This window comes from Brevibacillus laterosporus LMG 15441 (assembly GCF_000219535.2).
Lineage (GTDB): Bacteria > Bacillota > Bacilli > Brevibacillales > Brevibacillaceae > Brevibacillus_B > Brevibacillus_B halotolerans.
The window spans coordinates 694,003-715,441 of the sequence record NZ_CP007806.1; the positions used below are offsets into that span (position 1 = coordinate 694,003).

General features: G+C 41.5%; 26 protein-coding genes. 19 read left to right on the top strand and 7 right to left on the bottom strand.

Annotation, left to right across the window (positions count from 1 at the left end):
- The first annotated feature begins 197 nt into the window (after positions 1–197).
- The 7 genes from BRLA_RS03510 (at position 198) to BRLA_RS03540 (ending at position 5,850) form a co-directional block, all read left to right on the top strand.
- Positions 198–629 (top strand): LiaF transmembrane domain-containing protein, encoded by a 432-nt coding sequence (locus tag BRLA_RS03510; protein ID WP_003335441.1) that lies wholly within the window; start codon positions 198–200, stop codon positions 627–629.
- A 44-nt stretch (positions 630–673) separates the two neighbouring features.
- Positions 674–1,378 carry a PspA/IM30 family protein gene (locus BRLA_RS03515; protein ID WP_003335440.1) on the top strand — a complete coding sequence of 235 codons (705 nt, stop codon included), beginning with the start codon at positions 674–676 and terminating at the stop codon, positions 1,376–1,378.
- 59 nt (positions 1,379–1,437) lie between these two features.
- Entirely contained in the window at positions 1,438–1,989 is a 552-nt protein-coding gene (locus BRLA_RS03520) for a class I SAM-dependent methyltransferase (protein WP_003335439.1), read from the top strand.
- 29 nt (positions 1,990–2,018) lie between these two features.
- Positions 2,019–3,125 carry a cell wall-active antibiotics response protein LiaF gene (gene liaF, locus BRLA_RS03525; protein ID WP_003335438.1) on the top strand — a complete coding sequence of 369 codons (1,107 nt, stop codon included), beginning with the start codon at positions 2,019–2,021 and terminating at the stop codon, positions 3,123–3,125.
- Positions 3,126–3,144: 19 nt separating this feature from the next.
- Positions 3,145–4,296, top strand: a complete 1,152-nt coding sequence (locus BRLA_RS03530) for a HAMP domain-containing sensor histidine kinase (protein ID WP_041752474.1) — start codon at positions 3,145–3,147, stop codon at positions 4,294–4,296.
- Positions 4,271–4,900, top strand: a complete 630-nt coding sequence (locus BRLA_RS03535) for a response regulator (protein ID WP_003335435.1) — start codon at positions 4,271–4,273, stop codon at positions 4,898–4,900. The genes BRLA_RS03530 and BRLA_RS03535 overlap by 26 nt, the downstream gene beginning before the upstream one ends.
- Positions 4,901–4,995: 95 nt before the next feature.
- On the top strand, positions 4,996–5,850 hold the full coding sequence (locus tag BRLA_RS03540) for a bis(5'-nucleosyl)-tetraphosphatase PrpE (RefSeq protein ID WP_022585655.1): 855 nt from the start codon (positions 4,996–4,998) through the stop codon (positions 5,848–5,850).
- 38 nt (positions 5,851–5,888) lie between these two features.
- Here BRLA_RS03540 and BRLA_RS03545 read toward each other — a convergent pair whose 3' ends face one another.
- Together BRLA_RS03545 and BRLA_RS03550 are read right to left on the bottom strand one after the other, a co-directional pair.
- On the bottom strand, positions 5,889–6,530 hold the full coding sequence (locus BRLA_RS03545; protein WP_003335433.1) for a hypothetical protein: 642 nt from the start codon (positions 6,528–6,530) through the stop codon (positions 5,889–5,891).
- 39 nt (positions 6,531–6,569) lie between these two features.
- Positions 6,570–7,307 carry an N-acetylmuramoyl-L-alanine amidase gene (locus BRLA_RS03550; RefSeq protein WP_003335432.1) on the bottom strand — a complete coding sequence of 246 codons (738 nt, stop codon included), beginning with the start codon at positions 7,305–7,307 and terminating at the stop codon, positions 6,570–6,572.
- A 147-nt stretch (positions 7,308–7,454) separates the two neighbouring features.
- On the opposite strand from BRLA_RS03550, the gene BRLA_RS03555 reads away from it, so the two are divergent.
- On the top strand, positions 7,455–7,694 hold the full coding sequence (locus tag BRLA_RS03555; protein ID WP_003335431.1) for a YneF family protein: 240 nt from the start codon (positions 7,455–7,457) through the stop codon (positions 7,692–7,694).
- A 12-nt stretch (positions 7,695–7,706) separates the two neighbouring features.
- Positions 7,707–7,883 (top strand): hypothetical protein, encoded by a 177-nt coding sequence (locus BRLA_RS24140; protein ID WP_022585652.1) that lies wholly within the window; start codon positions 7,707–7,709, stop codon positions 7,881–7,883.
- 123 nt (positions 7,884–8,006) lie between these two features.
- Here the strand turns inward: BRLA_RS24140 and BRLA_RS03560 are convergent, their stop codons facing one another.
- Entirely contained in the window at positions 8,007–8,774 is a 768-nt protein-coding gene (locus BRLA_RS03560) for a TSUP family transporter (RefSeq protein WP_003335429.1), read from the bottom strand.
- Between the two features lie 223 nt (positions 8,775–8,997).
- Here BRLA_RS03560 and BRLA_RS03565 point away from each other — a divergent pair, with 223 nt between their 5' ends.
- Both BRLA_RS03565 and BRLA_RS03570 read left to right on the top strand, forming a co-directional pair.
- Positions 8,998–9,606, top strand: a complete 609-nt coding sequence (locus BRLA_RS03565; RefSeq protein ID WP_003335428.1) for a superoxide dismutase — start codon at positions 8,998–9,000, stop codon at positions 9,604–9,606.
- 532 nt (positions 9,607–10,138) lie between these two features.
- Positions 10,139–11,053, top strand: a complete 915-nt coding sequence (locus BRLA_RS03570; protein ID WP_003335427.1) for a cation diffusion facilitator family transporter — start codon at positions 10,139–10,141, stop codon at positions 11,051–11,053.
- A gap of 50 nt (positions 11,054–11,103) precedes the next feature.
- Here the strand turns inward: BRLA_RS03570 and BRLA_RS03575 are convergent, their stop codons facing one another.
- Positions 11,104–12,111, bottom strand: coding sequence for a metal-dependent hydrolase (locus BRLA_RS03575; protein ID WP_003335426.1), 1,008 nt, complete (start codon positions 12,109–12,111; stop codon positions 11,104–11,106).
- 286 nt (positions 12,112–12,397) lie between these two features.
- On the opposite strand from BRLA_RS03575, the gene mutY reads away from it, so the two are divergent.
- Positions 12,398–13,510: an A/G-specific adenine glycosylase gene (gene mutY, locus BRLA_RS03580; RefSeq protein ID WP_003335425.1), complete on the top strand. Its 1,113-nt coding sequence runs from the start codon at positions 12,398–12,400 to the stop codon at positions 13,508–13,510.
- Positions 13,511–13,564: 54 nt separating this feature from the next.
- On the opposite strand, the gene BRLA_RS24145 is transcribed toward mutY, so the two are convergent.
- Both BRLA_RS24145 and BRLA_RS24150 read right to left on the bottom strand, forming a co-directional pair.
- Positions 13,565–13,726 (bottom strand): hypothetical protein, encoded by a 162-nt coding sequence (locus BRLA_RS24145; RefSeq protein WP_003335424.1) that lies wholly within the window; start codon positions 13,724–13,726, stop codon positions 13,565–13,567.
- 133 nt (positions 13,727–13,859) lie between these two features.
- On the bottom strand, positions 13,860–14,012 hold the full coding sequence (locus tag BRLA_RS24150) for a hypothetical protein (protein WP_003335423.1): 153 nt from the start codon (positions 14,010–14,012) through the stop codon (positions 13,860–13,862).
- A 538-nt stretch (positions 14,013–14,550) separates the two neighbouring features.
- Between BRLA_RS24150 and fabL the strand changes: the two genes are divergently transcribed.
- From fabL to BRLA_RS03615, 7 genes are all read left to right on the top strand, one after another.
- Positions 14,551–15,309, top strand: coding sequence for an enoyl-[acyl-carrier-protein] reductase FabL (gene fabL / locus BRLA_RS03585; protein WP_003335421.1), 759 nt, complete (start codon positions 14,551–14,553; stop codon positions 15,307–15,309).
- Between the two features lie 103 nt (positions 15,310–15,412).
- Positions 15,413–15,826, top strand: coding sequence for a GNAT family N-acetyltransferase (locus BRLA_RS03590; protein WP_003335420.1), 414 nt, complete (start codon positions 15,413–15,415; stop codon positions 15,824–15,826).
- Positions 15,827–15,871: 45 nt separating this feature from the next.
- Entirely contained in the window at positions 15,872–16,414 is a 543-nt protein-coding gene (locus BRLA_RS03595) for a DUF402 domain-containing protein (RefSeq protein WP_003335419.1), read from the top strand.
- 8 nt (positions 16,415–16,422) lie between these two features.
- Positions 16,423–16,704: a hypothetical protein gene (locus tag BRLA_RS03600; RefSeq protein ID WP_003335418.1), complete on the top strand. Its 282-nt coding sequence runs from the start codon at positions 16,423–16,425 to the stop codon at positions 16,702–16,704.
- Entirely contained in the window at positions 16,701–18,494 is a 1,794-nt protein-coding gene (locus BRLA_RS03605; protein ID WP_003335417.1) for an ABC transporter ATP-binding protein, read from the top strand. Before BRLA_RS03600 ends, BRLA_RS03605 begins: the two co-directional genes overlap by 4 nt.
- A gap of 69 nt (positions 18,495–18,563) precedes the next feature.
- Positions 18,564–19,769: an MFS transporter gene (locus BRLA_RS03610; RefSeq protein WP_003335416.1), complete on the top strand. Its 1,206-nt coding sequence runs from the start codon at positions 18,564–18,566 to the stop codon at positions 19,767–19,769.
- A gap of 52 nt (positions 19,770–19,821) precedes the next feature.
- Positions 19,822–20,436 carry a DL-endopeptidase inhibitor IseA family protein gene (locus tag BRLA_RS03615; RefSeq protein WP_003335414.1) on the top strand — a complete coding sequence of 205 codons (615 nt, stop codon included), beginning with the start codon at positions 19,822–19,824 and terminating at the stop codon, positions 20,434–20,436.
- Between the two features lie 68 nt (positions 20,437–20,504).
- On the opposite strand, the gene BRLA_RS03620 is transcribed toward BRLA_RS03615, so the two are convergent.
- A complete protein-coding gene (locus BRLA_RS03620) occupies positions 20,505–21,188 on the bottom strand; it encodes a zinc metallopeptidase (RefSeq protein WP_003335413.1) in 684 nt (227 codons plus the stop codon).
- Between the last annotated feature and the right edge of the window lie 251 nt (positions 21,189–21,439).

The following is a 21,439-nucleotide window of genomic DNA, read 5'->3' on the forward strand; positions in this document are numbered from 1 at the left end:
ATTTCTGTCGTTTCCTGTTGCTTTATCTAATTTTCCTATCCATGTAATAGGGTAATCTATCTTTCCTTTCAAGGATGGACATTCTCTCCGACTCAGGGCTGAGTCGAAAACCATCCGCTCGCCCGTTATAGATTATTTCAGGGTCGACTACAATAAGGTCATGAACAACAAGCGAATGAAAAAAGGAGGGAAAACACTTGCAAGGGCAATCCGGAAAATTATTTCTGGGGCTTACGCTGATTGTCGTAGGGGTACTGGTATTGCTTGACAAACTAGGGCTAGGAATCGACAGGTTAATCCCCATGTTTATCGCAGGACTGTTAATGGTCTATGGTTGCAAAAAGGTGTTAAGCGCTGGCTCAACAGGAAATAAAGGATGGGGAATATTTGTTTTCCTCTTCGGGCTATTAATGCTCTTAAATAAATTGAGCTTGCTATTTGGTTGCTTGCTAGCAATTGCGATCATCTACTTTGGATGTAAGCTTATGAAAGGCCAACGACATACGGCTCCGTATGAATCAACTCCATCGATGTGGGAGAGAGAATGGGCCCAAAGTGTATTGCGTGAAGATAAGCTAGATTGTTGGGAAAACGAGTTAAAGAAACGTCAACATAAGGATTTGTTTTGATTACAAAAACCAAAAAATGATAAACTCTAAGGAGGAATTCTAAAATGAGTATTTTTAAAAGACTGCGTGATGTAACGGTGGCTTCCGTAAATAATGCGATTGATTCCATAGAAGATCCGGTTGTTATGCTTACACAATACATGCGTGATATGGAAGCGGAGATTGGTCGAGTAGAAGTAGCGGTAGCTCGTCAGGTGGCTCAGGAGAAGAAATTCCGCCAACAATATGAAGAGGCGAATACTTTAGCAACTAAACGCGAGCGCCAAGTGATGCTTGCTCTTACTGAAGGCGAGGACGAATTGGCTAGACGTGCTTTATTGGATCAGAAGACATACGAATCACGTGCACTCGAATTAAAAGAATTATTGGATTCGTCTAGTAATGCTGCCCAGCAAATGCGTGAAAAATTAGCTGAACTAAAAGAAGAGTTCTATAAAATGCGTGCGAAAAAGTATATGTTAATGTCCAGAGCTCAAGTAGCCCGTACACAAAAGCAAGTAAACTCTTATGTAACAGGCATAGGTGTTGAAAATGCGGCTCGCGGTTTTCATCGTATGGAGGAAAAAGTAATGCAGATGGAAGCGGAAGCTAGCATGAGTGGTATGTATGAGGACTCTGAATACCACCGTTCATTGAAAAAGCTGGACAAAAAAGACGAGTTAGATTATGAATTAGCAAAATTAAAGGAGAAGTTGGCAGGAAAATCCACTGAAAATAGGGAAGAAATAGAGTCAACAACAAAGAACTAGATATTATTACACACAGCAGCCCTGTTTAGGGCTGCTTTTCCCCTAGGAGGGTTTACTAGATGTCAGATTTACTTGTGTTTCTGAGACGCTTTGTCTCGCGACCGGGACAAGTAGGGAGCGTGATCCCCAGTTCGCGTTTTTTAAGTAGTCTAATGATGAAAAATGTTCCATGGGAGCAAGTAGGACATATTGCCGAATTGGGGCCAGGAACCGGTGTTTTTACACGTGCTATTCTTACTCAGATGAAGAAGGATGCACGGTTTTTTATCGTGGAGCGTGATCCACAATTCCAGCAAATGCTGCATCATCGTTTTCCTCAGGTACCAATTTGCTCGGAAGCGGTCAGATTATCAGAGTATATGAATGAATTAAATATTCCTTCACTGGATGCTATTGTTTCTGGACTGCCATTTGCTGTTTTCCCTGAAAAGCTACGCAGTGATATCTTAGATTGTGTGGTAGAATCCCTTGAACCGGATGGGGTTTTTGTTACCTTTCAGTACTCCTTGCAACTGAAGAATGAACTGGAATCGCGATTTTCTACGGTAGATATTAAATTTACCCCGTTTAATATCCCACCAGCTTTTGTATATGTATGTAAGAAAAGATAAAAATCAGTTGAGAGAGGAGTAGGCTTCGTTTGAAATTTTCTCGCGTAGAAAAAATGGTGGCAGGTACCATTATCATCTTTGTCGGTTTAGGCCTCTTCCTCAATAATTTAGGGCTGATTTTTTTCAGCATTTTTTCCTTATGGCCTCTGCTCTTTATTTTTTGGGGGTATCGATTTTGGAAAAGAGGAAGAAAAATTACCGGTGGTATCTTATTAACCATTGGTATTCTTAATATTTTTCAGGAATGGTTTGGTATTGCCATTCATAATTTGTTCGGCTTTATTTTTTCCATGTTCTTTATTTACTATGGCATTCGATTAATACGTCGTAAAGGTCGAAATCAGAATGATTTTGGCCAAGACTTTACTTATACAGAAGAGAAGCTGCAAGAAACAACCGCTTATTCTCAATCAGCAGAAACAGCTAAGCAAGATGATCTCGATCTTGAAATGGATGCGTTACTTAAGGAGAGTCAGCGGAAAAAGGCACAAGAAAAAATGCAGGCTGATATTCAGACACAGCCTACGAGTCAAAGCTTTTATACAGGCGAGCAGAATGATCAAAAGACAAAGAAGGAGTCCTATTCAAAGTTTGGGCCTAAAATTGAAGGCGAATGCTATTCTGGTTCTTATTATTCTGATACGGGGCCTGATGAACCAATTTCGGCTCAAGAAGGCACGCATAGAGAACAGCACAAATCTAGCGATAAATCCTTTCATAAAAGCTTTGATAAGACGTTTTACGATCACGTTCACATTCATAATCCACAGGATACACGTAGCTCGTTAATTGGTGATTATAAATTGATTTCTGGTCGTTTTGAGCTAAAAAATATGCGGATTTGGCAGGGGATCGGCGATGTGGTTATTGATCTGTCCCGTGCTGTCATTCCTGAAAAGGAAGGCACACTAGTCATCAACGGCTGGATTGGAGATGTCACGATCTATGTTCCGGTCGATATGCCAGTACAGGTGATGGCAGAGGTGACTATTGGAGAATTGGAAGTACTAGGCCATCGTCAAAATGGGATTACGCGTAAGGTGATGCTGTCCACTCATAACTACGCAGAAGCTACTGAAAAAGTAAAAATCATCATTTCGCTCTGGGTGGGCGATATTGATGTCAAGTACATCTGATGAGAGGGTGTACAGACATATGAAACAATCCTATTCGACATTAAAAAGTATTCAGTGGCAGGCGGTTCAACAAGCGCTGTTCTGGACAAACAGCACGGTATTGACGATGTTTGGTATTTTCCTATGGATCGGTCATTTTAGTAAGGATCGTCCGGAGGTCAATGAGTGGTTGGCTAAATATCTACATGTATCAGTGACCGTTGAATTTAGCTGGCGTATTTTCTTTTTTCAATTGATTGTAGGATTAGTAGTGGCTACAGTTGTTGGGCTAGTCAGCGGTTATATCGCTGGCAATCTGTTAAAAAAGCGTTTGCATTCCTTATGGGAGGCGACGATGAATTTAGAACGCGGTATGTTATCTTATCGGGTACCGGAATTAGGCTCGGATGAGATTGGCGAATTGGGCTGGCAGTTAAATCGACTTGCAGCTAAATGGGAGGGGCAAGTGGCATCGTTACAGCGACTCTCCACGCATAATGCAGAATTGCATGATCAGGTTAAAGCTGCCGCGGTGACAGAGGAGCGCCAGCGGCTTGCACGTGAATTGCATGATGCTGTCAGTCAGCAGTTGTTTGCTATTGCGATGACCACTGCTGCTATCAAACGGTTAATTGATAAAAATCCGAGTCGAGCGGCACAGCAGATTGAACTGGTAGAGGAAATGGCAGCAGGAGCTCAGGCAGAGATGAGAGCATTACTGTTGCATTTGCGTCCGGCTACATTACAAAACAAATCACTGGGTGAAGCGGTTGAGGAGCTATTAGAAGAGCTGAAGATCAAGCATACGTTGGATATTAATTGGGAAATCAGTAACATTGCCAATATCCCGAATGGTATTGAAGATCAACTGTTTCGCATTCTTCAGGAAGCACTATCCAACTCCTTGCGTCATTCCAGGGCACATAGCATTACAGTAAAATTATTCACGCTGCAAGGGCATGTACGTTTACGCATTGCGGATGATGGTATTGGCTTTGATCCAGAAGGAGAAAAAATGACCTCCTATGGATTGGTGTCCATGCGTGAGAGGGTTGATGAAATTGGTGGTGCAATGGAGATTTACTCATCCCCAGGCAATGGCACACAGATCGAAATACGCGTCCCGTTACTGCTGGACGTACACCCAAAAGGAGTAGATGGAGAGAATGATCCGGGTATTGTTAGTAGATGATCATGAGATGGTGCGTATGGGACTCGCTTCTTATTTATCCACAGAAGATGATATAGAAGTAGTAGGGGAGGCTTCAAGCGGGGAAGAAGGGGTGCGTCTGGTTGAGGAAATGCAACCGGATGTCGTACTCATGGATTTAGTTATGGAGGGCATGGGAGGCATTGAGGCAACAAGGAAAGTTCGGGAAGTGTTGCCGCAGACGAAGGTTATTGTACTTACCAGCTTTATTGACGATGAGAAGGTATATCCGGTTATTGAAGCAGGAGCATTTAGTTATCTGTTAAAAACCTCCCGTGCATCTGAAATCGTAAAAGCTATTCGTTCCGCAGTAGACGGTGAGCCTGTATTAGAGTCACGGGTAGCCAGTAAGATCATGGCAAGGTTCCGTACAGGCGCGCAGACGCCGGCTCATCAGCAATTGACACCCCGTGAGTTGGAGGTACTGTTGTTAATTGGGCAGGGAAAATCGAATCAAGAGATCGCGGATGAATTAATTATTGGTATTAAAACGGTAAAGACACATGTGAGTAATGTTTTATCAAAGCTAGGTGTAGAAGATCGAACACAAGCGGCAATATATGTCCATAAGCACCAACTACAATAATAAAAATAGCAACCCACCAAAATCCGGAGCGAGTCTTCGGGTTTTTCTTTATATTACTTATCAAAAAGGACTACTTAGGGTAATACTATAAGAATATGGAAAATAGTGGGGTTGGTCGCGTGAAAAAGTTTATACCGAAGCGATCCAAATTCTTCACAGCAAATAGCGGCGTAGATGTCATTGGAGATATACATGGTTGCTATGAAGAATTTATTGAACTGTTGTCGGTGCTCGGTTACACGTTCGATGCAAAGGATCAGCTATATAAACATCCTATGGGAAGAAAGATATTGTCACTAGGGGATATTACGAGTAGAGGGCCTGAATCACTTAAGCTGCTTGATTTTTTTATCAGGCATATTAAAGAAGGGCTAGCTGAGATGGTAGACAGCAATCATGGATGGAAAATTGCACGTTGGCTAGATGGGAGAAGGGTCACGCTGGCGCATGGTGATGAGCTGGTGGAACAGCAATTTGCACGTTACGAGGTGGAGCACGGTGCCCGACGCACTGCTCAATTTCGCTATGCTAGCTTGCAATTACTCATGTCAGCACCATCTCATATTATTGTGAAATATCGAGGTAAAAAGGCCCTGGTTGCCGTACATGCCGGTATTAAGGACAGTTATATTGGGGAGGATTCACCTGCTATCCAGAACTTTTGCCGATATGGAGATGTTGCAGGCTTAGGTCCAGATGGAAGGCCCATCCGCAAAGATTGGACGGTAGATCATTTATCGGATATGGTAGTTATTTGGGGGCATGACCCTCGCCCAGAGCCAGAACGAAGTAAGAGGCAGAATGCGATTAATATTGATCAAGGATGTGTGTTTGGAGGGAAATTAACCGCTTATCGTTTTCCAGAAGATGAGCTTGTCAGCGTTTTGGCCAAAACCAATTATTCCGGGTTGGAGGATACTCCTCTTACACGGTATGTGAAAAAGGAATAGCTGTATCTAAAAGCGAGCCAGTCAACTTTGGCTCGCTTTTAGACATAGTCTTCGTAGGAAGATTTTTTATCGGAGGAATCATGAGATGGCTGAGCAGATACGGTAAAAGATGCTTCACTGGACGATTTGAAGCTAGTAGAAGACAGGCTGTCTGGATCGGAGGAGAGGCTAGAAGAAGGGGCGGAGGTGGAGTGCAGAGGCTGGTTCAATGCGATTTCTACTGATGTTTGCTGTTCTGTGCTAGGCTTATCTATTGGACCCTGTGCTTGTAAGAGCGCAACCTGTGATTGGGATGGAGTGAATGGCTGCACAGAAGGCTGAAATGCTTCCTGATCTTCTGACGCGAGGACAGGCTTTGTAAGATCAATATTATTCGACAACATTTTAGCGTTTTGCTCATTATTGCTCCAATCATTTTTGAGTTGTTTCATATGCTGTTGGGTGTTTTTCGTGGTGGAATAAATTCCTACGGCAGCTAGTCCAGCTGTAATTCCATGCATGAGTGAATCCTTCCAGATAAATGGTACAGGGCCGTATAACCAATCATAGCCCAGTTTTAGTAGCAAAATAAAACCTAGCGTTGTCCAAGCTCTTAACTTCACAGGAATACGTAACCAGTCGGATAGCGTAGAGGTTGCCGCCATAGAGATGGCTATAATTGCACCAATGTCTAAGCTCATGGGAATGTCTCCTTTTATTTGATCATGTGAAAGCTATCATCATTTATTCATTACCTTTTCGTATAAACGGCGCAGCACGATGGCTTCTGCCCATAACGGCAAAGGTTTATCAATGTTTTGCCGCCATTCCTCATTGGTCAAAATACCTTCCTGATAAAGCCAGTTAACGGCCTCTTGTTTCCAGTCATCAGGTGGTTCAGGCTTTGGTGAAGTGGTCGATGGGGGAGTATAAGGTAGATTGGTGAACTCACAAAAGCCACGAACAATGGCTTCTGCTAGCTCCTTCCACTTCGTATTTAAAAACTCAGCATCTATTGGATTGTCTGCGAATCCATATTCGATTATGACCGTTTCCACATTTCCTGTGTCTCGATGCATAAAATAGTAATCAAGTTGGGGATTATTGGGAAGAGTACGCGTATAGATACGCCTTACAGGCATGCCGGCTGTCTCAATTTCCTCGAAAAGAGTACGCGACATGGCTGAGGAGGCGTGAATAGAATAGATTCCTTCTGCACCTCGACCGCCGCCTGAATTAATATGATTACAAAGACAATAACGTGCGCCGCTGTTGCGAACCGATGATGCACGCTGGTCGCTTTCAAGCGTTACATCTGTAGAGCGAGTAAGTAAAGCTGGAACATTTAATTCTAAAAAGCGTTGGTGCTGATAAAGGGAAATTTTTAAAACGAGGTCCTTTTCTTTAAACAAGCTGTTGGTTCCCCCTCCTGGATCAATGCCACCATGTCCAGGATCGATCACGACGAAAGCAGTCATTTTTCTTCACCTCAGCACAGTATATGCAAGTCCTATCATAAAAAGTTAGCCTCATTTCATACCATACGACACAAATCTACATGGACAGGAAAGCTTCTTATGGTAAAATGGACGGGATAAGATATTAAAAAAGGATGGTAATGGAACATGTGGTACAACTGGGTTATTCCAATTGTTACGCTACTCTTAGGTTTAGCTGGTGGGTTCTATGGTGGAGTTCACTATCTTAAAAAGCAAGTAGCCAACATGCAAATGGATGAAAAGCAAATTCAAACCATGGCACGTTCTATGGGTATGAATTTAAATCAAAAGCAGCTAAAACAAATGAGCCGCAACATGAAAAACATGAAGATGCCGAACAAATTCCCTAAACCTAAATCAAAATAGGAGGGAAGTAGCTTGGGCTCCACGCGTATTCGCTTTATGATGTTAGGCTTTATCATTGGAGTCATACTGTTTTTTCTAAAAGATTTACCGACAGGATTTCGAATGGCAGCACCTTTTTACGGTGCAGGTATTGGCCTATTAACAGACGGAATCATTGCCCGTATAAAGCAGCATAGGGACGGAAAATAACGGGGAGAACTGGTGCCCAATTAGCTAAAAATGCTTCAGCGATTAAACAGGAGAAAGTTAACCTGTTTTAGTAAAAAATTACGGCGTGTAACCACTGAGTGGTACACGCCGTTTTGCTTGCTCTTATTTGATTATTAATTCATATACCATTTTGGTAATAAGAGAGACTGACACGAGAAGAAACAGCGGGCGCACATAGCGAACACCAGTCATAACGGCCACACGGGCACCAATAGTTGCGCCTAAAATCATGGCCAAGCCCATAACCAATCCAGTAGAAAAAAGAACCTTTCCATTCCAGATGAATACAGCAAGTGACGAGATATTGCTGGCTAGATTGAGGACACGACCGTTGCCAGCAGCGATTACAAAGTCATAGCCGAACAGTAACACCATTAGGAAAATCAAGAAGGAGCCTGTGCCGGGACCGAAAAAACCATCGTAGAAACCAATCAAAAAGGCAAATAAAATGCCCCAGCTAATCGTAAAGGTTGTGTACCCTTTAAAATTTGCTTCATGGCCAAACTTTTTGTTTAGCAGAGTATAAACAAAGATAAGACCCATCATAATAATAACTAGCGTGTTGAGAAAGCCTTGTGGAATATCTAGAACCGTTAGGGCACCTAACCAAGCACCAATTAAGGAAAAGGGTGTGAGAATCAACATTAGCTTCTTATCGAATTTCCCCATGCTAATGAAGGTGATCGAGCTGGTTAGGGATGAAAGGGTGCCAGCGAGCTTATTTGTTCCCAACGCAAGATGAGGAGGAAGGCCTAACCCCAGTAAAGCAGGAAGAGAAATTAATCCGCCTCCACCAACGCAACTATCAATAAACGCAGCTAAAAATCCGATTAAAGCAAGTAAAACAATGGTTGATATGTCGAGTTCCATTTGAAAGTCAGACTCCTTTATTTAATTGCGAAATATTTGATAATGTACAGTTTATCATGAGTGATCGGGTTTGCAAGAGTTCTGCGTTCAGTAAATGTAGGGTAAAATACCTTACTATACTTTCAATACATTTTAGTTGCATTAATCCGGTCGTTTACGCTATAATTAAGGAGTAAAGCAAGCATAAAGGACTTTTTACTTACATAAAGGAGGAGTTTTTGTAATGGCACATCAACTACCTGCACTACCATATGCGAACAATGCATTGGAACCACATTTTGACGCATTAACAATGGAAATCCACCATGATCGTCATCATGCTACTTACGTTAACAATTTAAATGCTGCCCTAGAAGGAAATGCTGATCTTCAAGGTAAAAGCGTAGAGGAATTAATTTCTAATCTGGATGCACTTCCAGAAGCTATTCGCACAGCCGTACGCAACAATGGTGGCGGACATGCGAACCATAGCTTATTCTGGGAAATCTTAAGCCCAAATGGCGGTGGAAACCCAACAGGTGCTATTGCTGATGCAATCAATGCTGCATTCGGTAGCTACGATAACTTTAAAGCTGAGTTTACAAAAGCAGCTACAGGCCGTTTCGGTTCTGGTTGGGCTTGGCTAATTGTAGACGGTGATAAAGTAGCAATCACTTCCACCCCTAACCAAGATAGCCCAATTATGGAAGGGAAAACTCCTGTTCTTGGCTTAGACGTTTGGGAGCATGCTTATTACCTGAACTACCAAAACAAACGCCCAGACTACATCAATGCTTTCTGGAACTTGATTAACTGGGATGAAGTAAACAAACGTTTCGCAGCAGCTCGCTAATATATGGAATAAAGACAAAGGGTAGGCTCCTATTAGTCACATCTAATAGGTATGCTTACCCTTTTTTGTTGTGATGCTATAAAGAAAGACGGCTTACGCGTTAGTTATTAAGCATGTGCGGATTGTCAATCATTGACTGAAAAATTTCCACATAAACCCATTAAATTCTTTGTTCTGCTCACATTTTTCGTATCTTTAAGATATAAATAAATCTAGAGGTTGGGTTTTGTTTCCTCGTCCTAGTATGACGAATTTTTTAGGTGATCCAATAGCATGTAAGTAGTGTGTAACACCCTCAGAAAGAACTGACATACAAATTTTAATAAAGAAACGGTTAAAAGGCTTTCCCAAAAATCAGAGCCTTGCATTCCTACAAGCCCAATTGTATTTAGCTTACATAGGGTTTCCTTCATGCAAATCTTTTTCCTTATAGATGCAATCCTGCCTTTTTGCAAAAACGTTTCTCTGGACTAACACGCTTTTGGATCGTTACCATTAGAATAGAAAGTTCGGTATGAGGAGGAAATTTACTGTGGAAAGTATAGAAGGGAGCTCCAAGCTCCTGAAATACAAAAAGGGAAGCAGAGCCATTAAGATTAGCATCTTTCTTTATTTGATCCTGTCTGTAAGCAAGATTATGGCTGGTATGTTTGCTCAGTCTGAGGCATTGACAGCAGATGGATGGAATAACGTATCAGATGTGTTGGCGTCTATTACCCTGATGATCGGTATGTATATTTCCCAGAAACCAGCTGATCACAATCATCGATATGGACATTTTCGTGCAGAAACGACAGCAGCCCTATTAGCCGCTTTTATGATGGCAGTGGTAGGGATAGATGTGTTAAAGGGTGCTTTTATGAAATTATGGAGACCAGAAGCACAAGTAATGGCTCCCGATCCTTTATCAATGTATGTAGCTATTGGCGGTGCCCTGATTCTATATCTCTTATCTCTTTACAATATGGCGGTTGGTAAAGAAACAGATAATCTGGCAGTTATGGCTGCTGCTTATGATAATCGAAGTGATGCGATTATCAGCATTGGAACATTAATTGGTATTGGTACAGCTCGGTTGGGCTGGCTATGGGCAGATGCTTTAGTGGCACTCATCGTCGGCTTACTCATAATCAAGACGGCATATGTGGTAGGAAAACAGGCTGTCGATAGCCTGATGGATGCCTTTGAAGAAGAGAAATGGCAGGAAATTCATGATCGTATTATGGAAGTGAATGGCGTTAGCCGTGTGACTGATTTACGGGCCCGTTATCATGGAAGCGCTGTTCATGTTGATTGCATTATTGAAGTGCCTTCATCATTAACTGTAGAAGAAAGTCATGATGTTACGGATAGAATTGAAGAGCATTTGAAAGGCTTTAATGGAATTGAACGAATGCTGATTCATGTAGAACCAGCTTCGTGTAGACCGAATAAATCTCGAACATAAAATGTGTCAAAAGGAAAAAGCTCCTCACGAAAAAGGAGCTTTTTTTCTTTTTAATTGACTTGAATCTCTTTTTGGGGATTTAATTTTTTGGTTAACTGGTCTTCACTGTGGTGAATCCAGCCTACGAACGAATCACGAATTTGTTTATTTTGATCTAGATAGACGACAGCTACCAGCATGTAGTGGGATTTGCCCATATGCTTGGCTCGATAACGCAAATCTTTCCATTTGACTTCATAGCCAAAAGAGCGTTGTATGACTTCTGCATGAACATGGTGGGTAAAGGAAAGAAATGCTTGCACTTTTTTATCCTGTCTCGTGATGGTAATCAGCTCAGGTTCTTCTTTTGGAATCGGGAAGATATCAAGCACCAATGGTTCGGAGCCCTGATGCATCTCTCCTACATACCATTGCTGCGTGGTTTTAACTACAAATGTCCAGTTACTCCACGAATAAGTAGGGATTAGCGTATACTCTCCTTTTAGCCCCAATGAGGATTGCAGATAGGCTAGCTCACGAGCATGTACCCGATACCTTTTTACATAATAAAGGGCAATAAATAGATAGATAACCAAGAACAGCTTACCAGGCTCAGCACCAGCCGCCCACAATAGCAACCCGATGATGTGCAAGGCAAAAATTAGCGGATCAAAGATAAACATGGTGCAAAGGGCTACCCATTTTCGATTAAAGGGACGTAGTGCTTGTGTTCCATAGGCGTTAAATATATCGACAAAAACGTGTAAAAAGACAGCGAAGAATGTCCAACCGAGTAAATGCCCCCAGTGCACTTGCGGAATGAAATATTGGATAAGTCCACAAATGGAGAGTGTCCAAATGAAAATAGCGGGAATCGAATGAGAAGCTCCCCGATGGTTGCGGATATATGTTGCATTACCCAGTAGACGAGTAAATCCATCAAAATCGGGTGCTTGTTGACCGATGACTGTTCCAATCATTACCGCTTCAGCTAAACCCGGATCGTTTGCTACTACAGGATCTAGATGAGCAAGGGCAGCTAAACCAAAACCGATGGCAAAATGCGTGGCAGTATCCACTAGAAGATTTCTCCTTTCGCACGGGGATGGTGGAAAAATTATGGCACAACTTACTTAATTCTTCAATCCTTTCTAAAAAAAAGTATGCATTCTTCAAAAAGATTGCTTCGTTGGGTACCATTTTCTTTTACAAGTAGCCAAGCCATTAAATCAGGACGGTAAATGTAGGAGAAACTTGTTCAAACCTGTTTTTTTTGGCAAGATGGAAGTAGATGATCTTTGCACGAACTGTTATATAAAATTGGATGTAAACCTGAAAAGAACAAAGGGGAAACAAAGGAAAAGCATGACGAGAAAAAAACAACCAACTATTTATACACTGCCCGATGAATTTCAAGCGTTTGATTTTGCTCAGGATCTCTTATATTGGTATGATGCCCAAAAGCGAGATTTACCATGGCGAATAAATCGAGATCCTTATCGTGTCTGGGTCTCAGAAATTATGCTACAGCAGACCCGTGTCGAAACCGTTAAACCCTACTATCAAAATTTTATGCAAAAGTTCCCTACAGTGGAAGCGCTGGCAACGGCTCCTGAGGAAGAGGTTTTAAAAGCATGGGAAGGACTAGGTTATTATTCCCGAGCACGTAACTTGCAAGCAGCAGCACGCGAGGTCACGGTATCGTATGGTGGCGTGGTTCCAGATACTCCTGAAGAAATTTCCAAGCTAAAGGGTGTAGGACCCTATACAGCGGGTGCTATTTTAAGCATTGCTTACGAGGTTCCTGTACCTGCAGTAGACGGTAATGTGATGCGTGTGTTTTCCAGACTTCTACTGATGGATGATGATATTGCTAAACCAGCTACACGGATCAAAATGGAACAATTGGTTAAACAAACGATCCCAATCGGACGAGCAGGGGATTTTAATCAGGCCATTATGGAATTAGGGGCACTTGTTTGTCTGCCTAAAAATCCGCAATGCCTAACCTGTCCCGTCTTTGATTACTGTTTAGCTCGAAGGGAAGGCGTGCAGGATACGCTGCCTGTTAAAGGAAAGGCAAAGCCGCCGCGTCCCGTTCAATTACTGACAGCGGTAGTAAAGCGTGGAAACCAATATCTGATTCAAAAGCGTCCTGAACAGGGATTATTAGCAAGTTTATGGGAGTTTCCCATGGTAGAGGATGCAGGGACGAAAGATGACGAAGAACAATTGCTCCGGCTTTTGGAAAAGGAATATGGACTACAAGTCGATTTGGGGGATTACCTGATGAATGTACAGCATACCTTCTCGCATTTGCATTGGAATGTTGATGTGTATGTAATGCAGCACATCTCAGGTGAGCCACTCAAGGAGAATGCTGTGTTTGTCACATCAGAGGAAATGTCACAATATACATTCCCCGTCTTACACAATAAAATCATTGCTGAAATAACGGCGAAGGAAGAAAAATGGTAACGCAAAAAGCCCCTTCATACAGAGGGGGCTTTTTTGCAGCTTTATGATAGACACTTAGAAACGATTCATTAAATAATGATGTTCCATGCATCTTTGTTGGTTTTCTTCACGGATTTTTTCAATGCGTTTATACTGTATATAATCTCGGTATGTTTTCTCTGGTGATTTCTTTTTACGTTCAATAATAATGGTAAAAAAGATCATTGGAATATGCACAGTGCACATCCTCCTTTTATTTTTTGTTCATTCAGTCAGGTCCCATCTAGCGCCTTTACACCTATATACTTCATGCGTTGCTTACGTTTAACACTTCTCATCTCAACATTCCTCCCATCAAAATGAAGAATACCTACATAATATACGGCGATTGCGCGTCCAACATGTAGCGCTTTTCATCGCGTTCTTTAATCCATTGCTCCTGGAAATAAAGCTGTGTTTGCTGTTCAACAGGCGGTTTGTTGCGCTTGATCTGAACAGAAAACATGAAAAAATGAAATACCATGACTTGTGTCACCCCCTTTCAATTTCTATGAAAAAAGAGCATAAAAAGACCGTAAGATATGGATATCTCACGGTCTGAGCGTGTAAAAGAAAATATGCACCGCAAGAGATACCTCTCCTACGATCTGCTTATCAGGTATAAAGAACAGCTAAACAACCATCACCTGTCTGGAAGCGAGGAGAGAAGATGTTATGAAATTATGCATAGCCTTATTGTTGCCAGCTAATTGAGTAAAGATTCCCATAACCATCATTTTTCTGAACCTCCTTTCCAAGTGTTAGCATTATTCCTTAATAGTATGGTATTATTTTCAATTTGTAAAGTATAAAATTAATGATTTGTAAAAGAAAATAAAAAGATTGAAGTCTTTTTCATATGAAGGCAATAATTGGTTATAAAGACTGCACCTGATCTACATTTGCACGTAGCGATGCAATGTTATAGCTTGTATAATATAGAAGTTAATTAGTACCAGATGTTAATAGCTGGTAGATGGAACGTTTCTTTTTTACATTTTAGGAAGGAAGGGAAGAAATATATGAGTAGAAATGGAAAAGTAGCATTAGTTACAGGTGGAACCAGAGGTATTGGGAAGGCGATTGCTCACCAATTAGCTGACCAAGGCTATGATTTAGTCATTAACTATCTGCGTAATCGTACAGCAGCAAGAGAAGCAGCATCTGAATTAGAAGCGAAGGGTGTTCGCGTTCATTTGGTAAAAACCAATGTTGGAGATGTTGCAAAAATTAAAGAGATGTTTAAAGAGATTGATGAGGAATTCGGCCGTTTAGATATACTGGTGAACAATGCAGCTTCTGGTGTGCTACGCCCTTTAATGGAGTTAGAAGAGAGTCACTGGGACTGGACTATGGAAATTAACAGCAAGGCTTTATTATTCTGTGCGCAAGAAGCAGCAAAATTAATGCAAAAAACCAATGATGGCGGTAAAATCGTAAGCTTGTCCAGTTTGGGCTCTATTCGTGTCATTGAAAATTACACAACAGTGGGAGTATCTAAGGCTGCTGTAGAAGCTTTAACTCGTTATCTTGCTGTAGAATTAGCTCCGTATAACATCTCTGTAAATGCTGTGTCTGGAGGCGTTGTTGATACAGGAGCATTAAAGCATTTCCCAAACCGCGAAGAATTATTGGAAGCATCTGCTAATCGAACTCCGGTAGGGCGTATGGTCGAAGAAGAGGATTTAGCTAATACGGTTATGTTTTTGTTATCTGACCAAGCAAAAATGATTTGCGGTCAAACGATTATTGTGGATGGCGGTATTTCTTTACTAGTTTAGTTCCTGTTAGAAAACTGCTACAATGTAAGTTGTGTTTAAGGGGACAAACTTTCCTCAGTAGTGTACAATAGAAAAATGAAGCCGTCTAAGGGAGGCGCCTATTATGATTATTCGGACGTTTCGTCTGGGCGATTATGCGGCAATTACTCGTATTTGGCAAGAAACAGAATTAAATCGAACTGATACGGAAACGATGGATTCTCTTGCTAAACAATTAGCTTGGGACAGCGACTTGGTTATGGTTGCTGAGGAAGATGGAGAAGTTGTAGGAGTTATTGTCGGCACGATAGATGGAACTCGTGCTTATTTTTATCGGTTAGCTGTTTCACGTTCTTCCCAAGGCAGGGGCATCGGCCGTAATTTAGTAGAAGCCCTAGAGAATCGTTTTCACCAGCGTGGTGTCAATCAAATTCTCATTATGGTCAATCAGGCGAATGAACAGGTGTTACCTTTTTACCAAGCCATGGGTTATGAATTGCAACAGTATATTACGCTTTCTAAAAAAATTTCCTCCTAAGGAAATATTTCTTTAAAAGATGAAAATGGAAGAAAGGAGAGAGTCATGTCGTCGCAAGTACCAGGTTCTATTATACGCATTGAAAGCTTCAAACATAATCAGTCCTTACACCGTACTTGGGATCGCACTACGCTCATTCATACGAGCGATACAGTAGTGATAGCCGGTAATGATCGTGTCAAAGTCACAGAGTCTGATGGGCGTGAATGGCGTACAAGAGAGCCTGCAATCTGTACATTTGGACGAGGACAATGGTTTAATATACTCGCCATGATCCGTGATGACGGGATTTACTATTACTGTAACATCGGTTCTCCTTTCAGTTTAAAAGGAAATTTACTTAGCTATATCGATTATGATCTGGATGTGAAAGTCTATCCGGATATGACGTATACGGTATTAGATGAAGAAGAATATGCTCTACATAGCGCGCAAATGAATTACCCTCCATATGTGAAGGAACGGGTTCACTTGGCGTTGGACGAGGTTTTGGAATGGATTAAAGCAAAACGTGGGCCTTTCCAAAGTGGATTTGTTCAAAGATGGTATGAACGGTACCAACTGCTAAAGCACAATGATGAAGAGTAGTCAATTACATGTCACGGATACACACCCCTGTTATCGGTCAAGCGAAATTTGGCAACGATAACAGGGGTATTTTTGAATCCCATACGCGTTCAATCGTTAGAAAACAGAGAAAACCAGCTAAAAAGAAAAAGAAAAGTGAATTTATTGGAGGTAAATGGGCTGTTACCGTATACTTGACAACAAGACATAACCGTCTATCTGTTGTAAAATCGGTTTCACGGAGACTTAGACTTCAGGGAATGAAAGCGACGCATTCATCTTTCATACTAACAGCAGGAGTGGTGCTATGAATAGCATACGCAGATACTTACGTTATGTGGGACCTTATAAAGTGAAAATTATTTTAACCATTGGTATTGGTATTGTAAAATTTGGGATCCCATTATTAATGCCATTAATTCTCAAATATGTGATAGACACCTTAGTTACAGGAACAATGCCTAAGGAAGATAAGCTATATCAATTGTTTTGGTTAATGTTTGCAGCTTTTTTTCTGTTTACAATCGTGCGAGCCCCTGTAGAGTATTATCGCCAATATTATGCTCAATGGATTTCCAGTCGTGTTCTATTTGACATTCGTAACCAATTATTTAGCCACCTACAGAAATTATCCATGCGATTTTACAACAATCATAAGGTAGGAGAAATTATTTCACGGGTTGTAAATGATGTAGAGCAGACAAAAAGCTTTATTGAAACGGGACTTATGAATATTTGGTTGGATTTAGTGACGATTTTTATTACGCTTTCTATTATGCTTTTTATGGATGTAAAGCTAACTTTGATTGCTATTGTTGTGTTTCCTTTGTATGGATTTTCGATTAAGTATTTTTATAAGAGATTGCGCCAACTAATGAGGGAGCGATCGCAGAAGCTAGCTGAATTACAAGGTCATCTCCACGAACGAGTTAATGGAATTTCCGTTACTCGTAGTTTTGCTTTAGAGGAGTATGAGGCAAAGCAATTTGAAAAGAAAAATCAAAGATTCTTACATAAGGCTTTAGAGCAAACTAGCTGGAATGCCTATACCTTTTCTGTGGTTAATACGATTACGGATATTGCACCGCTTTTAGTTATTGGCTTTGCAGGCTATCAAGTCATCCAAGGTATGCTAACCATTGGAACGCTCATGGCTTTTTACGCTTATTTGGAGCGACTATATACGCCACTCAGACGGGTGGTTAATTCATCGACTACATTGACGCAAGCGATCGCTTCTATGGATCGTATGTTTGATTTTATTGATGAGCAATATGATATCGTGGATAGACCGGGAGCTTGTACGTTGCCCGTGAATCCTGAAACAAAAAGGATTAGCGGGCGTGTAGAATTTGATAAGGTTACTTTTGGTTATAGCGAGAAAGATGAACCAGTTCTACATGATGTACAATTACGGATTGAACCGGGTGAAACGGTAGCATTAGTCGGTATGTCAGGAGGTGGAAAGTCTTCTCTTATTAGTTTAATTCCACGATTTTGGGATGTGACGGATGGACGAATCCTCATTGATGGCATCGATGTACGGGACGTTACTCAAAAAAGCCTGCGTGAGCAAATCGGAATTGTCATGCAGGATAACATTTTGTTTAGCGAGTCAGCCAGAATGAATATTTCAATGGGGAATCCGCAAGCGACAGAAGAAGAGATAATAGCAGCAGCCAAGGCGGCGAATGCACATGAATTCATTAGTGAACTGCCAGAGGGCTACGATACTGAATTAGGTGAGCGAGGGGTCAAGCTTTCGGGAGGTCAGAAGCAACGAATTGCTATTGCTCGCGTCTTTTTGAAGGACCCCGCCATTTTAATTTTGGATGAAGCCACTTCCGCATTGGATTTGGAATCAGAGCACATGATTCAAGAATCCTTAGCTCATCTGGCAAAGGGCAGAACGACTATTATTGTAGCCCATCGTCTGTCTACCATTACACATGCAGATAAGATTGTTGTGTTAAAGGATGGACGCATTGTGGAAATGGGGAAACATGAAGAGCTTCTTTTGCAGCAAGGGGCTTATCATACCCTATGGAACGTTCAGGACTTTGGGAACATAGATCAAGAAGCTATTTCGTCGAATGGATGAGTAGATAAACATCCAACCTAGAAAAACAGCCTCTGACTTTTTCACTGGCTTAAAATAAGGAGTGAGGGTATGGAGACCTGGAAACGTAATTTATTTGTTCTCTGTGGTGCTTTGTTTATCGTTATGGTAGGAATGAGTATGGTAATGCCATTTCTCCCGCTCTTTATTCAGGAAGAATTACATATCACGAACACTCACGACGCAACGTTGTGGTCTGGGATCATATTTGGAGCCAACTTTTTAACGGCTGGATTAGTGTCACCTGTTTGGGGGAACTTGGCAGATAAGTATGGACGTAAAATAATGATACTCCGCTCTGGTTTTTTAATGTCAATTACGATTGGGCTAACTGGACTGGCAGGCAATGTATGGCATTTATTATTTCTGCGTTTATTAAACGGAACGATTAGTGGAATCATTCCTGCCAGCAATGCTTTAGTAGCCTCCAGTGTGCCTCAGGAGCGTTCGGGATGGGCCTTAGGCATTTTGCAATCCTGTGTTGTATCTGGCTCGATAATGGGGCCTTTCTTTGGAGGATTGCTTGCAGATTTAGTTGGATACCGTGCTGTGTTTATGGTAACAGGCAGTTTATTATTTATAGCAACGCTTATCATTACGTTTACCGTAAAGGAAGACTTTACACCTTTGTCAAAAACAGAACAGACAAGTTTGCGAGAGGACTTTAAAATGGTGTTTGCAAGCAAAACACTGCCGGTTCTGTTTGGTGTAACGGTAATTGTTCAATTTGCCCTAAATGGAATTGTTCCGATCCTCCCGATCTTTGTGAAAGAGCTGATTGGTAGTAGCGAGAGAGTGGCCTTTTTTGCAGGATTGGTGACAGCTATGACAGGAATAGCTAATGTTATTGCTTCCCCTCAGTTAGGCAAATTGGGAGATAGGATTGGTTCGCATAAAGTATTGCTCGGCTGCTTGCTTGCATCTGCTATTATCTATATTCCAACGGCGATGGTGCAAACGCTCTGGCAATTACTTATTTTGCGTTTCATGGCAGGATTATGTGTAGGTGGACTATTGCCGGCTGTTAATTCCTTGTTACGAAAAGCTACCCCAAGTCATATGGTAAGTCGAGTATTTGGCTATAATAACAGCTTTTTATGTCTTGGCAATATGCTTGGACCGGTGACGGGAGGCTTTCTAGCTGGATTTGTAGGCTTAAACGGTGTATTCTTAATGACGAGCATTCTCCTGTTTTTAAACTTTATATGGTTCTTGTATGCGGTTCGACATGGTTTTGAGGCAGTATCGAGTGAATAAGCGTAACGTGCCACCATGTTTTGGCGTCATACTGAAAAAGGAGTGAAACAATATGAAAAAATGGACAGGCTTTCTGATTTTATCAGCTTTGGTTGTAGCATTGGCAGGTTGTACAGGCAATCAGCCCGAACAGAAGCCTACAACTCCAACGACAGAAACTGCTCAACCAGCTGCGGAGATAACAAAACCGGCTGGAAGTAAGCATACCAATATGGATGAAAAAGAAGCTGTCGCGTTGGCAGCCGAGGGAGCAAATGCTTATGAGTATGTCTTACGCGGAGGAAAAATAGATCCAGATAAAAGTAAGAGCTTTTCTCATGATGGAAAAGACTATCGCTTTGTAGGTAGCGATATAGATACGAAAGAAAAGCTGATGAAATACCTGGAGAATATCTATACCAAAGCTGCAAGAGATAAAGTCATAGACAATCTTAAGCTAATTGAAAAAGAAGGAAAGCTGGCTCAACCAACCGTAGATAAAAGCAGTGTGCTTCAATGGGAAGGTGGGCAGGCAGAAATGATTACAGAAGATCAAAATGGCAGAGAGTATGAAATTAAAGTTCCTGTCGGAGAAGGCAATGAAGTTGATTTTAAAGGCTATTCTGTTCGTATGAAGCAAGAGGATGGGGCATGGAAGCTTGATACCATTCCTGGTGTGAAGGAGTAAGTTGCATCAACCATAAAGGAAAGGCGCCCCTGATGGGACGCCTTTTTTTAGATTTATAAAAAGAATTTTTAGTCGTCGCTGTCTCGTTTAAACAACCAAATATACTCAAGCAACTGTAGTACAGACATGAGAGCTGCGGCTACATAGGTAAGGGCTGCAGCACCAAGTACGGCTTTAACCTCACGTTCTTCTGAGTTGCGAATATAGCCCATTTTAATCATTAAATCTCTGGCACGGCTACTAGCGTTGAACTCGACTGGCAAGGTAATGACTTGAAATAGCACGGCTACGCTAAAAGCAATGATCCCAAGCAGGAAGAGACCACTGATTTTCAAGAACAGACCACCTAATAACAAGAAAGGGGCTACTCCCGAAGTAAGGTTGACCAATGGGAAAATACGATGTCTAGCAACTAGCATTGGATAATCAACCTTGTGCTGAATCGCGTGACCTACTTCATGACAGGCTACAGATACTGCTGAGATGGAGTCGCTAAAATACACAGGATCTGACAAGCGTACCGTTTTAGACATTGGGTCGTAGTGGTCTGTAAGAGTACCTGGTATATGTTCGACTGGAATATGGGATAAACCGTTAGAATCCAGTAAATGTCTAGCTGCCTCAGCCCCGGTCATTCCAGAAGAAACAGGTACCTCCGAGTATTTGCTAAACGTTCCTTTTACACGGAATTGTGCCCACATCGTTAGACCGAATGCCGCCAAAATTAATATCGTCCATGGGGTAAAAAGCATGTAAAATCACTCCTATCTATGATGATTCTCCTTGTCCTCTTCTCATCCTATGTTCATTGTGCACGAAAAATGGTGAGAAGACACAAAAATACATCTTTATTATGAAAATAAATCGTTGGTAGCTCGTTATTTCAGCTTGCCAGTTAATTTACATACGTATTAACTTAAAAAAGGTTTCATTTATTTTGATATTACCACAAAAAATTCAAATAAAAAAACAAGCCCACACCGGGGCTTGCTTTTCTTCTTCT

Bases quoted from the DNA above. Each gene is read 5' to 3' on its own strand.
- BRLA_RS03515 (WP_003335440.1), top strand. From the start codon at position 674: ATGAGTATTTTTAAAAGACTGCGTGATGTAACGGTGGCTTCCGTAAAT.
- BRLA_RS03520 (WP_003335439.1), top strand. From the start codon at position 1,438: ATGTCAGATTTACTTGTGTTTCTGAGACGCTTTGTCTCGCGACCGGGA.
- BRLA_RS03530 (WP_041752474.1), top strand. From the start codon at position 3,145: ATGAAACAATCCTATTCGACATTAAAAAGTATTCAGTGGCAGGCGGTT.
- BRLA_RS03535 (WP_003335435.1), top strand. From the start codon at position 4,271: ATGATCCGGGTATTGTTAGTAGATGATCATGAGATGGTGCGTATGGGA.
- BRLA_RS03540 (WP_022585655.1), top strand. From the start codon at position 4,996: ATGGAAAATAGTGGGGTTGGTCGCGTGAAAAAGTTTATACCGAAGCGA.
- BRLA_RS03545 (WP_003335433.1), bottom strand. From the start codon at position 6,530: ATGAGCTTAGACATTGGTGCAATTATAGCCATCTCTATGGCGGCAACC.
- BRLA_RS03550 (WP_003335432.1), bottom strand. From the start codon at position 7,307: ATGACTGCTTTCGTCGTGATCGATCCTGGACATGGTGGCATTGATCCA.
- BRLA_RS03555 (WP_003335431.1), top strand. From the start codon at position 7,455: ATGTGGTACAACTGGGTTATTCCAATTGTTACGCTACTCTTAGGTTTA.
- BRLA_RS03560 (WP_003335429.1), bottom strand. From the start codon at position 8,774: ATGGAACTCGACATATCAACCATTGTTTTACTTGCTTTAATCGGATTT.
- BRLA_RS03565 (WP_003335428.1), top strand. From the start codon at position 8,998: ATGGCACATCAACTACCTGCACTACCATATGCGAACAATGCATTGGAA.
- mutY (WP_003335425.1), top strand. From the start codon at position 12,398: ATGACGAGAAAAAAACAACCAACTATTTATACACTGCCCGATGAATTT.
- BRLA_RS24150 (WP_003335423.1), bottom strand. From the start codon at position 14,012: ATGGTATTTCATTTTTTCATGTTTTCTGTTCAGATCAAGCGCAACAAA.
- fabL (WP_003335421.1), top strand. From the start codon at position 14,551: ATGAGTAGAAATGGAAAAGTAGCATTAGTTACAGGTGGAACCAGAGGT.
- BRLA_RS03590 (WP_003335420.1), top strand. From the start codon at position 15,413: ATGATTATTCGGACGTTTCGTCTGGGCGATTATGCGGCAATTACTCGT.
- BRLA_RS03595 (WP_003335419.1), top strand. From the start codon at position 15,872: ATGTCGTCGCAAGTACCAGGTTCTATTATACGCATTGAAAGCTTCAAA.
- BRLA_RS03600 (WP_003335418.1), top strand. From the start codon at position 16,423: ATGTCACGGATACACACCCCTGTTATCGGTCAAGCGAAATTTGGCAAC.
- BRLA_RS03605 (WP_003335417.1), top strand. From the start codon at position 16,701: ATGAATAGCATACGCAGATACTTACGTTATGTGGGACCTTATAAAGTG.
- BRLA_RS03610 (WP_003335416.1), top strand. From the start codon at position 18,564: ATGGAGACCTGGAAACGTAATTTATTTGTTCTCTGTGGTGCTTTGTTT.
- BRLA_RS03615 (WP_003335414.1), top strand. From the start codon at position 19,822: ATGAAAAAATGGACAGGCTTTCTGATTTTATCAGCTTTGGTTGTAGCA.
- BRLA_RS03620 (WP_003335413.1), bottom strand. From the start codon at position 21,188: ATGCTTTTTACCCCATGGACGATATTAATTTTGGCGGCATTCGGTCTA.